This is a genomic window from Streptomyces sp. NPDC000941 (genome assembly GCF_053599555.1).
The window spans coordinates 139,903-153,019 of sequence record NZ_JBSFMM010000003.1; the positions used below are offsets into that span (position 1 = coordinate 139,903).

At 68.9% G+C, this 13,117-nt stretch carries 11 protein-coding genes; 8 read left to right on the forward strand and 3 right to left on the reverse strand.

Features of this window, described 5'->3' with window-relative positions; all coding sequences use genetic code 11:
- Positions 1-8 precede the first annotated feature (8 nt).
- Positions 9-305, forward strand: coding sequence for a fibronectin type III-like domain-contianing protein (locus ACWDSL_RS02125; RefSeq protein WP_450480771.1), 297 nt, complete (start codon positions 9-11; stop codon positions 303-305).
- Here the strand turns inward: ACWDSL_RS02125 and ACWDSL_RS02130 are convergent.
- Positions 294-647, reverse strand: coding sequence for a transcriptional regulator (locus tag ACWDSL_RS02130; protein ID WP_450480773.1), 354 nt, complete (start codon positions 645-647; stop codon positions 294-296). The genes ACWDSL_RS02125 and ACWDSL_RS02130 overlap by 12 nt on opposite strands.
- Complete coding sequence (locus ACWDSL_RS02135) at positions 644-1,159, reverse strand: hypothetical protein (protein ID WP_450480775.1); 516 nt, start codon at positions 1,157-1,159, stop codon at positions 644-646. The genes ACWDSL_RS02130 and ACWDSL_RS02135 overlap by 4 nt, the downstream gene beginning before the upstream one ends.
- A gap of 50 nt (positions 1,160-1,209) precedes the next feature.
- Between ACWDSL_RS02135 and ACWDSL_RS02140 the strand changes: the two genes are divergently transcribed.
- The 3 genes from ACWDSL_RS02140 (at position 1,210) to ACWDSL_RS02150 (ending at position 5,280) form a co-directional block, all read left to right on the forward strand.
- Entirely contained in the window at positions 1,210-1,956 is a 747-nt protein-coding gene (locus ACWDSL_RS02140) for a GOLPH3/VPS74 family protein (protein WP_450480777.1), read from the forward strand.
- 73 nt (positions 1,957-2,029) lie between these two features.
- Positions 2,030-4,768: an AAA family ATPase gene (locus ACWDSL_RS02145; protein ID WP_450480779.1), complete on the forward strand. Its 2,739-nt coding sequence runs from the start codon at positions 2,030-2,032 to the stop codon at positions 4,766-4,768.
- Between the two features lie 134 nt (positions 4,769-4,902).
- Entirely contained in the window at positions 4,903-5,280 is a 378-nt protein-coding gene (locus ACWDSL_RS02150) for a Dabb family protein (protein ID WP_450480781.1), read from the forward strand.
- 521 nt (positions 5,281-5,801) lie between these two features.
- On the opposite strand, the gene ACWDSL_RS02155 is transcribed toward ACWDSL_RS02150, so the two are convergent.
- A complete protein-coding gene (locus tag ACWDSL_RS02155) occupies positions 5,802-7,811 on the reverse strand; it encodes a beta-galactosidase (RefSeq protein WP_450480783.1) in 2,010 nt (669 codons plus the stop codon).
- A 525-nt stretch (positions 7,812-8,336) separates the two neighbouring features.
- Here ACWDSL_RS02155 and ACWDSL_RS02160 point away from each other — a divergent pair.
- From ACWDSL_RS02160 to ACWDSL_RS02175, 4 genes are all read left to right on the forward strand, one after another.
- Positions 8,337-10,004: an ABC transporter substrate-binding protein gene (locus ACWDSL_RS02160; protein ID WP_450480785.1), complete on the forward strand. Its 1,668-nt coding sequence runs from the start codon at positions 8,337-8,339 to the stop codon at positions 10,002-10,004.
- A gap of 20 nt (positions 10,005-10,024) precedes the next feature.
- Positions 10,025-11,059, forward strand: coding sequence for an ABC transporter permease (locus ACWDSL_RS02165; RefSeq protein ID WP_450480826.1), 1,035 nt, complete (start codon positions 10,025-10,027; stop codon positions 11,057-11,059).
- A gap of 6 nt (positions 11,060-11,065) precedes the next feature.
- Positions 11,066-11,965 (forward strand): ABC transporter permease, encoded by a 900-nt coding sequence (locus tag ACWDSL_RS02170; RefSeq protein WP_450480787.1) that lies wholly within the window; start codon positions 11,066-11,068, stop codon positions 11,963-11,965.
- A gap of 73 nt (positions 11,966-12,038) precedes the next feature.
- The gene (locus ACWDSL_RS02175) at positions 12,039-13,109 is read left to right on the forward strand and encodes an ABC transporter ATP-binding protein (protein ID WP_450480789.1); all 1,071 of its coding nucleotides are present in this window, start codon (positions 12,039-12,041) and stop codon (positions 13,107-13,109) included.
- The last annotated feature ends 8 nt before the right edge of the window (positions 13,110-13,117 follow it).

Below are 13,117 nucleotides of genomic sequence, written 5' to 3' on the forward strand. Positions count from 1 at the left end.
GCCCTGACATGGTCCGCAACACCGGTCGGGCCGAGGGTGAGACCGTGGTCCAGCTCTATGTCCGTGACGAGGATGCCGCCATCGTCCGCCCGGTGCGTCAGCTGCTCGACTTCACGCGTGTCCGGCTCACCGCCGGTGATACTCGGCCGGTGTCGTTCGCGGTCCCGCTGGAGCGACTGCGGTACACGCTCCCCGACGGCAGCCGTGGTTTCGAGGCGGGCGACATCACCGTTCAAGGGGCCTTCGCCGCCGACGACATCCGATGCCGGGCGACGGTGTCGGCTCCCGCGCTGTCAGCGTCCTGAGCCCGAGTGGTGTCGCTGTTGTGGTGGTGTTTCGGCCGCCGCCGGGGGACCGGCGCCCTCGACGATCGCCCGGAGCGCCGCGACGTGCCCCTCGAAGGCGGTGCGGCCGCGGTCCGTCAGCCGTACCCTGGTGCGCCGTTTGCGGCCGCCGCCCACCTTGTGGAGCTCCAGATATCCGGCCTCCTCCAGGGTGTGCAGCTGCTTGGAGAGCGCGGAGTCGCTGAGCGAGAGGCTGTCGCGGACGAACGCGAAGTCCTCCCATTCCGTTGCGGCGAGCAGCGCGACCACCGACAGCCGGGTGGCGGGATGGATCAGCTCGTCGAAGCCGGCAGGAACGCTCATCGGCCCGCGCCCGCGGCGCCCGCGCCTGTCGGCCGTGCGGCGCGGCTCCGCGCCGACCCGGCCGCCCAGCGGTTCGTCACCCCGGTGAACAGCACGAACACCGCCGCCGAGACGGTGGCCTGGATCAGACTGGCGGACATCGGCTCCAGCGAATCGACCAGACGGCCGGACAGCAGGGCCGTCCCGCCGGTCACCACCGCCACGGCGACGTGGGTGCCGACCATCCGCCGGGTGTACCGGGTGTGGTGCAGGCGCACCCGGCTGCGGCGGTTGTGGAGCACGGCCGGCACGCTCATCAGCGCGAGGTACGCGGCGAGGGCCAGCCCCACGCCCCACCCGGGCAGGTCCAGGCCCAGACCGGCCAGGAAGAGCCACATGAGCGCGGCCGTGGCCCAGGTGGTGCCCGAGCCGCCCGCGGCGGACCGCTCGACCTCGTCGTACACCCGCTCCTGCGGCACTCGGATGCGCTGTAGATCGCTCCATGCCTGTTCGGCATCTACCGGTGTGCTCACGGCACTTGCCCTCCTGCCGCCACTTTACTTTCCTTGAAGGAAAGTTATCCTTGGCTTTCCTCATGGGCAAGTCGGAGGTCGGCCGGTGCCGACACCGGTGGGAACGGGAAGAGGGCTACATGCAGAAGGACCTGCTCATCGTCGAAGACCTGATGCTGCTGATGTTCGACGACTCGTCGGGGGCCGTCGCGGGGGCCGGCACCCTGTACTACACCCTGGGCGGCGCGGTGCTGGTCGAGCTCGTCCAGGCCGGCCGCGTCAGGGTCGACGAGCAGGACAAGGGGCTGAACGGGATGCGGGTGCACGCCGTTGCCGGTGAGCCGTTGCCCGACCCCCTGCTCCGGGCCGCCAACGAGAAGGTCGCCGAGCGAGTGCGGGGCGTACAGACCCTCCTCATCGAGATCGGCACCGGGCTTCGCGAGACCGTGCTTGACCGGCTCGTCGAGCGGGGTCTGCTGCGCCGGGAGAGCAAGAAGAGGCTGGGCGTGTTCCGGACGACGGTCACGCGGGCCGCGGACACCCGACACAAGGAGGCCCTCGTCGAGCGGGTACGCGCGGCGCTGGTGGACGGCGCGGAGCCCGATGCCCGTACGGCGGCGGTGATCGGACTGCTCTCCGCGAGCGGCACCCTGCCGAGCCTGCACCGCGTCATCCCCTGGTCGGGTGCGGTGCACAAGCGCGCGAAGCAGCTGGAACAGGCCAGTTGGGGCGCCGAAGCGGTGAACGCCGCGGTGATGCGGACCCTCGCGGCGGTCACCACGGGAGCCGTGGTGACCGCGACCGTCGTCACCAACTGAGCAGGCGTCGCTCTCAGCCGGCGTCGCTGAGGGGCCTGTGCCCGGTAAGCGGCGATCACTTACCGTTCACGTTATGCGGACTCCTTCGTTCCTGACTGATCTGTTCGTCGGCAGACACGAGTTACAGCAACGCGTCGACGAGCTGACCGGCGCCGCGCTCACGGGACAGGGCGGCGCGCTGGTGCTGGAAGGCGAGGCGGGCATCGGCAAGAGTGCCCTGCTGGACCACGCCCACAAGGCGGCGCCCGGGTTCCGGGCGGTCCGGACGTCCGGGTCGGAGTTCGAGCAGGAACTGCCGTACTCCGCGCTGCACCAACTGTGTGTGCCGATGCTGAAGCACCTCATCGAGCTGCCGGGCCGGCAACGTGACGCCCTGGAGGTGGCCTTCGGGTTGGCGGAGGGCACACCCGACCCGTTCCGCATCGGTCTGGCGGCCCTGGGCCTGGTGACGGCAGCGGCCCGGGAGCGGCCCCTGCTGTGCTTGATCGATGACGCGCAGTGGGTTGATACCGCGTCCGCGAGGGCGATGGTCTTCCTCGCTCGCCGGGTCGCCGCCGACCCGGTAGCGATGATCTTCGCAGTGCGGTCAACCGACCCGGCGACATACCCGGCGACGTACCCGGCGACCGGACTCGGCGAGCTGCCGAAGCTGGCCGTCCGCGGTCTGAGCGACGAGGACGCCAAGGTTCTGCTGGCGAAGCGAAGCCCGTTCCCCCTCGATGACCAGGTCCGGGAGCGGCTTGTCGCCGAGGCCCAGGGGAACCCGTTGGCGCTGCTGGAACTGCCACGCGCCGGTGGCTTCGTCCCGCCTGACATGTCCTCGGTGCCGACCCGGATCGAGTACGGCTTCCGAGCCAGGCTGGCCGGTCTGTCCGCCGAGGCCACGCTTCTGCTGATCGTGGCGAGCGCCGACCCGACCGGCGACCCCGGCCTGCTCTGGCCGGCCGCGCGTCAACTGAACCTCGATGTGACATCGGCCAGCGCGGACGCGGACGCGACGGGACTGGTCGAGTTCGGTACCCGCATCCGTTTCTGCCACCCGTTGGCACGTTCGGCGGTCTACCGAGCGGCCGACGCCGGCCGGCGCCGCGCGGTGCACGCGGCTCTGGCGGCCGTAACCGACCCGGTCATGGCGCCGGACCGCCGGGCCTGGCACCGCGCCCAAGCCAGCCCTGGCCCCGACGACGACGACGTCGCCGACGAGCTGGAGCGGTGCGCGACGCGTGCCCAGGCACGCGGGGGCGTGGCAGCCGCGGCAGCCTTCCTCGAGCGCTCGGTGGCGCTGTCGCTGGATCCCGCACGCCGGATCGAACGAACTCTGCACGCCGCCCAGGCCGGCTTCGACGCGGGGGCGTTCGGCAAGGCGGCCAACCTGCTCGCGACCCTGGAGACCAGCACTCTGGACGAGTTCCAGCGTGCTGACGCCGGCCTGCTGCAGGGCCGCATCGCCTTCACCCGGCACGGCGACGGCTCCGGACCGATGCTGATGGTGCGCGCCGCCGGTCGGCTGGCGAGTCTGGATCCGGACCGGGCACGTGACTGTTTCCTCGATGCCGTCGAGATGAGCCTGTTTGTCGGCCGCGGCGGTGTCGTCATCGATCGGGTTCTCACCGCGGCCCGGTCCACGGCGCCGGCAGCGAGCTCGCCGGACGCCCTTGACGCCTTGATGGTGCTGGCCACCGACGGGTACGAGGCCGCGGTTCCGCTGCTTCGCCACGCCCTCTACGACATCGGCGACCCGTTCTGGACGCGGCGTCCCGCGCTCGCCACGATGATCGCCGTCGAGCTGTGGGACCCGGACACCCATGCCGCCATCGCTGCCTGGCTGGTGAAGGCGGGCCGCGCTTCGGGCTCGCCGCTGCTGCTCAGGCTCGGCCTCGCGCAGAAGGCGGTCGACGCCACGCTGATCGGTGACATCGGGCAGGCGATCGCGACCACCGCGGAGGAGGCAGCGATCGCCGACGCGACCGGCGCACCCCCGCTGCTCCATCACCGGCTGCATCTCGCCGCGCTGCGCGGCCGCCGCGACGAGGTTCTCCAGCTGTGCGAGGCAGCCACCGCGGCACCGGCCACCGGAGGTCCGGGACGGGTCACGAATCTGCACTGGACAACAGCCATGCTCCACAACGGGCTGGCCGACTACCCGGCCGCGCTGGCCGCGGCTCGTAAGGCCACCGAGCACGGTGATCTGTTCCTCACCGGAGTGGCCCTGCCGGAACTGATCGAAGCCGCGGTCCGTTGTGGCGACCACATCACCGCAGCGCAGGCACTGGACTCCCTCACCGAGCGCACACAGGCCGGCGGAACCGTCGCCGGCCGGGGAGTCGCTGCCTACTCACGAGGCCTTGTGACCGGCGTCGAGGATCACTACCGGGAAGCCATCGACCTGCTCGCCGAGGGCCCACTGCTCCCCTACCTGGCCCGGGCGCACCTCTTGTACGGCGAATGGCTGCGGCGCGAAGGCCGTCGGCGTGACTGCCGCGAGCAACTGCGCACCGCCCACGAGCTGCTGTCCAGGTCCGGGGCGGAGGCCTTTGCCCGGCGGGCCGCCGGCGAACTGCGCGCCACCGGCGAGAAGGTCCAGGCCCGGTCCCGGCAACCGTACGAGAAGCTGACCATGCAGGAGGTTGCCGTCGCCCGCCTGGTGGCCTCGGGCGCCACCTCGAACGAGGCCGCCGTCCAGCTCTACATCAGCAAACGCACCGTTGACGCTCATCTGCGCAACATCTTCCGCAAGCTCGGCATCAACTCACGCAGACAGCTCAAAGATCACCCCGACCTCGTCGCCCAGGACAGGCCCGACAGTCGGTGAATGTGTGCCTAGGCGCCGTCGCCATCGAATAGGCAACCCGTGCCGATGTGACGAGACACCAGGCCGGTTCATAGTCGGCTCAGGTGCGGCGCTTTTCGCCACCCACGAATTCACCACCTGCGAAGGGGAGCACGATGATCTACCACGGCATCCGTCTGAAGGCCAAGGAGGGCGTGACGGAGGAGCAGATCGAGGAGGCGATGGAGAGCATGCGCAACCAGGGCCGGCTCATCCCGGCCGTGAAGTCGTTCGTAGTCGGCCGCGACTTCGGAGGCGATTTCGACTGTGGCGCCGTGTTCGTCATCGAGGACCTCGACAGCTACTGGGAGTATCTGACGCATCCGGCGCACGCGCATACCGACCGGGTCGGTATGCCGCTGGTCGAGAAGTTCGACTCGTACGACATCACCGACGATGACGACCCGCAGATGGGCGCGAAGATCGCCGATCTGCACCGGCGACGGTACCAAAGCGACCCCGAGCTGGCCGCGGTGGTGAACAAGCAGCCGTAGTACCGCAAAAGCAACGAGCAACGCACGGCCGTGCCACCAAGTGTCGTTCTGGCCCAAGCTGCTGAACTCCCACTCCCACGGATGGGGGGTGCGACGGACCCTCCCTGGACCTCGCCAACGGCCTTAGCGTCGATGAGTGGTGGCGCGGTCCTCTGCTGCGGCCCCTGTGTCGACGGGATCTGCACGACGTCCCGAACTCCGCAAAGGAGAGTTCATACGCCGCACCAAAGGATCAAGCTCAAACGTGCCGCGTCGGCGGAACAGCAGAAAAAGATTCCCGTGGTGGTCCACGCGCCGGATCCGATCCTGCGGGAAGGAGCGATCAGCCAGCTCCGGCGGCACCCGGAGGTCGACCTCGGTCCCCTGGCACCGCGTCGGCGGAAGCGGAATCAGGCACCGCGGCGGCCGTGCCTGGAACAGCTCCCAGGACAAGCGCGCCTACAACTGCGAGCAAACGGACCTTCATGGGTCACCCCACTGTTCGATGTGATGGCTGAGATGCGGCGGCTCGGCCGGCGAGGTCACTGAGGACCTTCTGCCAGTACGGCGACCTCGCCCGCCGGAATGGTGATCACGCCCGGTGAAAGGGCGCCTGATATGACATCGACCCCTGTCGCGGCCACCTGCGCGGGGTGACTGGTGTGGTTCACGGCGAAGAGCCAGGTCCTGCCGTCGGGGGCGCTGCGGCGCGTGACTTCCACTCCATGGCCGGCCCCCTGGACCGGAGTCGCGCAGCCGGCCGCCGCGGCCCACTGGGGAAGGAGCCGTAGAAGGGAGGAGGTGTCCGGGCGGGTGGCCAGGTACCGGATGTTGCCGCGGCGGAGGACGGCCGGGCCTCCTTGTGCGGGCCCGTCGACGAATCGGCTCTCCACCTCGGTTCCCGGGTCGGGCAGCACACGCTCGGCCCACAGCCGGCCGGTCGAGTCGTCGTCCAGGCCGACCGATTCACCGGCGGCGAGCGGAAGGTACTCGTCCACCCGCAGGCCGAGCAGGTCACGCAGCGCGCCGGGGTACGGGCCGGGGTGCACGCGGTCGTGCGGGTCGACCAATCCACTGAACGGGCCGATGACCAGGTGGCCGCCGCGTGCCGCGTAGTCCTCCAGCGCCCGGGCCGTGTCGGTGGACAAGGCGTAGAGAGAGGGCACCAGCAGAAGGCGCTGCTCTCCGGGGGCGGGCACGAGGTCGCAGGACAGACCGAGACCCCACAGAGCGCGGTGCCAGTCGCGAAGGATGCCGGAGTACGTCATGTCGCCGCTGGGCCGGTGGGGAAGTTGCAGGGCCCACATGGCCTCGTAGTCCAGCAGCAGGGCTATGTCGGCCGGCGGACAGGTGCTGCCGGCGATGTCGGCGAGGGCGGCCACGGTGTTGCCGAGGGCTTTGGTCTCCTGCCAGATTCTGGTGTCCTCACCGCCGTGGGGAACCATGGCCGAATGCCACTTCTCCGGGCCGTAGACGGACTGGCGCCATTGGAAGAACAGGGCGCCGTCCGCTCCGCGGGCAAGGTGGGTCAGAGTGTTGCGGGCCATCTCCCCGGGGGTTTTGGCGACGTTGCGGGGCTGCCACTGCACCGCGGAGGTGGAGTGTTCCATGAGCATCCAGGGCTGCCCGTCCGCGAGACCGCGGGTGAGGTCAGCGGCGAAGGCGAGGTCGGCGGCGCGGTGGGGGTCCTCGGACGGGAGATAGTGGTCGTTCGAGACGATGTCGACCTCGCGCGCCCAGCGCCAGTAGTCGCTCCAGCGGAGCGCGCTGGCCATGAAGTTGGTGGTGACGGGGCGGCCGGGGGAGTGGGTGCGCACGATGTCGCGCTCGGTGCGGAAGCAGGCCAGATGCTCGGCGTCGCTGAAGCGATAGAAGTCCAGCCACAGCCCCGGCGAGAGGCTGCTGGTGCCGGCGTGCGGTGGAATGACCTGTTCCCAGTCGCTGTAGTGCATACCCCAAACGGTCCGGCCCCACCGGTCGTTGAGGGCATCCAGGTCGTCTCCGTATGTGGTGCGCAGCCAGTTGCGGAACGCGTCAGCCGAGGTCGCGCACCAGCAGTGGGCGTTGGCGTTGGCGTACTCGTTGTTGATGTGCCACATCACCACCGCCGGGTGGTCGCCGTAGCGTTCGGCGAGGCGGTGGGTGACCAGCGCGGCGCGTTCCCGATAGGCCGGTGACGATGGGCAGTACGCCTGACGGGAGCCGGGCGCGAGTGTTCGCCCGTCGGCTGTGACAGGCAGCGATTCGGGGTGAGCGTGGGAGAACCACAGCGGCGGTGCCGCGGTTGGTGTGGCCAGGTCGACGGCGATGCCCGACTCGTGGAGAAGCGTGATGACCTCGTCCAGGCCGGAGAAGTCGAAGGCGTCCGGCCTGGGTTCGATCCAGGACCAGGCGAAGACACCAAGGGTCACCAGGTTGACGTTGGCCTCGCGCATCAGGCGGACATCGTCTTCCCAGGTGGCTCTGTCCCACTGCTCCGGGTTGTAGTCGGCGCCGTAGGCGGGGCGCGGGATTCGGCCCCATGCGAGGTGCGGGTGGTCGGATCGCGGCATGGCGAAGCTCCTGAGTTCTGAGCTACGAGGCGTGGGAGACCGATGGGGAACCCGCTTGTCCACGAGAACGTGCGGGATCGGACGATCGGACGTCAGTGGGAGGAGGCAGGCATGCACGACGTCCCGTCGTGATGCGCAATGCAGAGGCTGGGAGGCGGCAGTGGACGCTGCGCACCGGAAGCGCGTTCAACTTAGGCTGGCCGCACGGGGGTGTCAATGCGGGCGCACATGGCGGGCAGCGGCACATCGGAACGTATTTCTGACGCCAAACCGCACTGCGAGCACCACGATTGACCAGCTGGTCTCGCAAGTCGCCCACGACGAGCTGCCCATGAGCCGGGCCATCGGAGAGCTGTGGCTCAAAAACCTCTTCACGTCACACTCTTGACGCACTCTCGTAACGTCCGTACGTTCCCTGGTCATACGTAGAAGCAGAGGCCCGGAAGCCCTCCCTGCTAGTGCTCATACGTATGAGCACTTCGTTTTGCGCCCTGCATCGCCCTCACGAGGAGCCAGGAGTCAGCCATGCCCACCAGAAGAGCCTTCATCGTGCGGGCCGCCGCGTCGGCCATGGCCGTCCCGCTGGGAGCGAGTGCCTGTACGGCCGGGACGGGCGCCGGCGGAGCCGGGACGAGCGGCGAGGGCGCGCCGGCACTCGTGTTCGGCAAGACCGACGGCGGGACGACGTTCGTCCGCAACTTCAACGTATTCGGCCCCGCCGTGCAGAAGGCCCCCAGCATAGAGATGATCTACGAGCCGCTGGCGCGGATCGACTACAGCGACGGCGCGAAGGTCAAACCGTGGCTGGCCAAGAGCCTGGAGTTCGACGAGGCCGGCACGACGCTCACGGTGAAGCTGCGCGACGATGTGACGTTCTCGGACGGCAAGCCGATGACCGCCGACGACGTGGTGTTCTCGCTCAGCATCCCGTTGAAGGATGCCGCCTTCAACACCGGTGGCACCACCTATGACCGCGTCGCCAAGAAGGACGCCACCACCGTCACGGTCCACTGGGCGAAAGCCGCGTTCAGTGAACTGAATCAGCTCGGAAACGTGTGGCTGCCGGTCGTGCCCAAGCACATATGGGAGGGGAAGAACCTCAGGACCTGGACCAATCCCGACCCGGTGGGCACCGGCGCCTTCACCCTGGAGCGGTTCGCGGCTCAGCAGGTCACCCTCCGTGCCAGGGATGACTATTGGGGCGGAAAGTTTGCCCTGAAGCAGATCAAGGTCATCCCGACCAACGGCGACTCCCTGCGAGCCCAGCTGCTGCGCGGCGAGGTGAACTGGGCGCTCAGCGGCTGGAACGGCGGCGAACAGGAGTACGTCGCCAAGGACCCCAAGCACCACATGTACCAGAAGTACGCGACCGGAGGCGCCTACTCCCTCTTCTTCAACACCGCCCAGGCCCCCTTCGACGACATCCACCTGCGGCGTGCGCTCGCGATGACGATTCCGCGCAAGGACATCGTCGCCACACTGCAGCGGCCTGGAACCGAGGCCGGTCCCACGGGACTTGTGGATGAGGTCTACGGGGACGAGATTGTCCCGGAGTACCGGGGCAAGGTGCAGAAGGTCGATGCCGCGGCGGCCCAGAAGGAACTCGCGCTCAGCGGCTTCAAGGTCCAGGGCGGCAAGCTGGTGAAGGACGGCAAGTCCTACGCCCCGAAGCTCTCCTTCAACCAGGACTACGGCTGGGACGCCTACGCCAACATCATGATCCGCAGTTGGCAGAAGCACCTGGGGATCAAGGTGAAGTCGGTGGGCGCCCCCAGCGCCAACCTTCTCGACCAGCAGCAGCGCGCCGAGTTCGACCTCACCATCAGCACCACGGGCGGAGCGGGTGTCGCAGGACTCTACAGCGCTCTGAGCAGCGTGGCCTACCGGCCAGTAGGAGAGACGGCGGTTACCAACTACGGTCGGTGGAAGGACGAGGCCACCGATGCTGCGATCCGTACGCTGCAGGGGTCGAACGACCCGGCCGAGATGAAGAGCGCGGGGGAGGAGATGCAGAAGATCGTCGCCGAGCAGGTGCCGTTCAGCCCCATCTACGACAGCTACTGGTTCGTCCTGATCAACAGCGACGAATGGACCGGCTGGCCCACCCCCGACAACTACTCCTATGTGCCGTTCCCTGGAGCCGGCCCCGACGCCACGCTCACCCTCATGAAGCTGAAGCAGGCCACCACGTGACCGCGGCGACCACCGTGGCCATCGCCGCGCCCGCCGCGCGCCGGGCCAGGGCCCCCCGGCGCTGGGGGTTCCTGGTCCGCCGCCTGGGCTTCTATCTGGCGGCTGCCTGGTCGGCGATCACGTTGAACTTCTTCCTGCCCCGGCTGATGCCCGGCGACCCGTCGTCCGCGGTCGTCGAGAAGCTCCAGCGCGTCAGCGGCCAGCAACTGTCGGCGAGCGCGGCGGAGTCGATCCACAAGGTCTTCGGCAACCCGGACGCCAACCTGGGCCGCCAGTACCTCGACTACCTGGGCCAACTGGCGCACTTCGATCTCGGAATCTCCGTCAGCAACTTCCCCGTGCCCGTGAGCGACTTGCTGTGGCAGGGGCTGCCCTGGACCCTGCTCCTCGTCGGCGCGACCACGGTGATCGCGTTCGTGCTCGGCACCGGGATCGGCGCGGTGGCGGGCTGGAAGGCGGGCAGCCGTTTCGACGCCGTGGTCAGCCCGCTCACCACCTTCATCTCGGCCATCCCGTACTTCTGGATGGCGCTCATCGCGCTGTGGCTGTTCGGCTTCCAGCTGGGCTGGTTCCCGCTGTCCGGTGGGTACGACGCCGACATCCCGATCAGGTTCTCCCCGTCGTTTCTGCTGAGCGTGCTGCATTACGGGGTGCTGCCCGCCACCACCATCGTCTTCTCGGCCTTCGGCGGCTGGCTGCTCGGCATGCGCAACATGACGGTCACGACCGTGCGTGAGGACTACGTTCTTCTCGCCCAGGCCAAGGGCCTGTCCAACCGCAGGGTGATGCTCCGCTACGCGGCCCGCAACGCCGTCCTGCCGAACTTCACCGGCTTCGCTCTCGCCCTCGGTCACGTCGTCGGCGGCGCACTGCTCACCGAAGTCGTATTCAACTACCCGGGTGTCGGCTATCTGCTCTTCACCTCGCTCCAGCAGCGCGACTATCCGGTCATGCAAGGGGTCTTCTTTCTCATCATGCTGACCGTTCTGCTGGCCAACCTGCTGGCCGACTCGGTGTACGCCCTGCTCGACCCGCGTATCAGAGAAGGAGGGTGACGGGCCGTGAGAACCGTATTCCTCACCAGCTGGAAGGTTCGCATCGGCCTCGGTGTCCTGGCCTTTTTCTGCCTGCTCGCCGTGTTCGGGCCCTGGCTGGTGGAGAGCCTGCTGGGCGTCGACCCGGGCGAGAACGACACCAGTGTCATCGCCCAGCCGCCCAACGGCGACCACCTGCTGGGCACCAACCAGTTCGGCCAGGACATGCTCGCCCAGGTCATCTCCGGCGCCCGCGGTTCGATGTACGTCGGGCTGCTCGGCGCGGTGGTCGGCACGGCGATGGCGATCCTGGTCGGCGTGCCGTCCGGGTACTACGGCGGCAAGGTGGACGCCGCCCTGAACTTCCTGACGAACCTCTTCCTCGTCCTGCCTGTGCTGCCGCTCATCCTCATCGTCGCCGGCTACCTGGAGGGCACCGGCCTCACCACCATCGCCCTGATCATCGGCTTCTTCGGCTGGTCCGGCGGGGCACGTACGCTTCGCGCCCAGGCCCTCTCCATCGCCAACCGCGACTTCGTACGGGCCATGCGCATGCTCGGCGAGCGAGGCCGCAGGCTGGTCTTCGCCGAAGTGCTGCCCCATCTGACCGGCCTCATCGCGTCGATGTTCCTGCATGCGATGATCGGCGCGGTGATGGCCGAGGCGGGGCTCGCGTTCCTCGGCATCTCCGATTCCTCGACGATCAGCTGGGGAACGATGATCCAGTCGGCGCAGCAGCAGAGCGCCGTGCTGCGCGGCCTGTGGTGGTGGTTCGTCCCGCCCGGTCTGTGCATCGCCCTGATCGGTACGGCGTCGGCCCTGGTCAACTTTGGCGTCGACGAACTCGCCAACCCCAAGCTGCGGGGCGCCCGTCCGGTGTCGGTCCGGCGCGCCAAGCGGCCGGCGCGGGCCGGAAACGGGGCGTGATCACCGTGTGTGCCCTGCCACCGCCTCCCATGACCTCGCGCACCACGACTTCTCGGCCCGGAGGGGGATTCCGATGACCGTACAGGTTGAGCAGCACAGACCGTCCGTGGCCCCGGCCGGGCAGGCCGTTCTGGAGGTCCGCGGCCTGACCGTGGAGTACGCCACTCGCACCGTCCCCGTGCGCGCCTGCTCCGATGTGTCCTTCACCCTGCGCCGAGGCGAGATCCTCGGGGTCGCGGGGGAGTCGGGCTCCGGGAAGTCCACCCTGATCACCGCTCTGACCCGGCTCCAGCGCCCGCCCGCCGTCACCACCGCCGGTCAGATCCTCTTCCACGGCCGGGACGGCGCCCCGCCCGTCGACCTCGTCGCGCTCGACGCCAAGAAGTTGCGCCGCTACCGGTGGACGGCGCTGTCCATCGTGCTCCAGTCGGCGATGGACGCGCTGAATCCGGTGATGCGGATCGGCGCCCAGTTCGCCGATGTCCTGCAAGCCCGGGACCGCTCGATGAACAAGCGGGACGCCTGGACGCGGGCCACGGAGCTGCTGGCCCTGGTCGGGATCTCCGCCGACCGGGTCCGGGACTATCCGCACCAGCTCTCCGGCGGGATGCGCCAGCGCGCCGCCATCGCCCTGGCCCTGGCCTGCAGTCCCGAACTGGTGGTGATGGACGAGCCGACGACGGCCGTCGACGTGGTCATGCAGCGGCAGATCCTCGCTCAAGTACTTCGGCTGCGGCGTGAGTTGGACTTCGCGGTCATCTTTGTCACGCACGACCTGTCGCTGCTGCTGGAGCTGGCGGATCGCATCGCCATCATGTACGCCGGCCGTATCGTCGAGGTGGGCGGGGCGGCGGACCTCTACAGCGCGCCGAAGCACCCCTACACCCAGGGCCTGCGGGACTCCTTCCCGCCGTTGCGCGCCCCGCTGCGCACCCTGCGGGGCATCCCCGGCACCCCGCCCGACCTGGGCCGCCCACCATCGGGTTGCCCGTTCCATCCGCGCTGCACGCGGCGGACGGAGGGCTGCGACGAGCGGCTGCCGGCACTGCTGCCCGTGGGACCGGAGCCAGGGCACGAGGCGGCGTGCCTGCTCAACGAGACCGACGGTGAGACCGACGGCGAGACGGGAGGCCAGAACCGGTGAACAAGACC

Excerpts from the sequence above, each read along its gene's own strand:
- ACWDSL_RS02175 (WP_450480789.1), top strand. The coding sequence starts at position 12,039 with ATGACCGTACAGGTTGAGCAGCACAGACCGTCCGTGGCCCCGGCCGGG.
- ACWDSL_RS02155 (WP_450480783.1), bottom strand. The coding sequence starts at position 7,811 with ATGCCGCGATCCGACCACCCGCACCTCGCATGGGGCCGAATCCCGCGC.
- ACWDSL_RS02160 (WP_450480785.1), top strand. The coding sequence starts at position 8,337 with ATGCCCACCAGAAGAGCCTTCATCGTGCGGGCCGCCGCGTCGGCCATG.
- ACWDSL_RS02145 (WP_450480779.1), top strand. The coding sequence starts at position 2,030 with ATGCGGACTCCTTCGTTCCTGACTGATCTGTTCGTCGGCAGACACGAG.
- ACWDSL_RS02125 (WP_450480771.1), top strand. The coding sequence starts at position 9 with ATGGTCCGCAACACCGGTCGGGCCGAGGGTGAGACCGTGGTCCAGCTC.
- ACWDSL_RS02130 (WP_450480773.1), bottom strand. The coding sequence starts at position 647 with ATGAGCGTTCCTGCCGGCTTCGACGAGCTGATCCATCCCGCCACCCGG.
- ACWDSL_RS02150 (WP_450480781.1), top strand. The coding sequence starts at position 4,903 with ATGATCTACCACGGCATCCGTCTGAAGGCCAAGGAGGGCGTGACGGAG.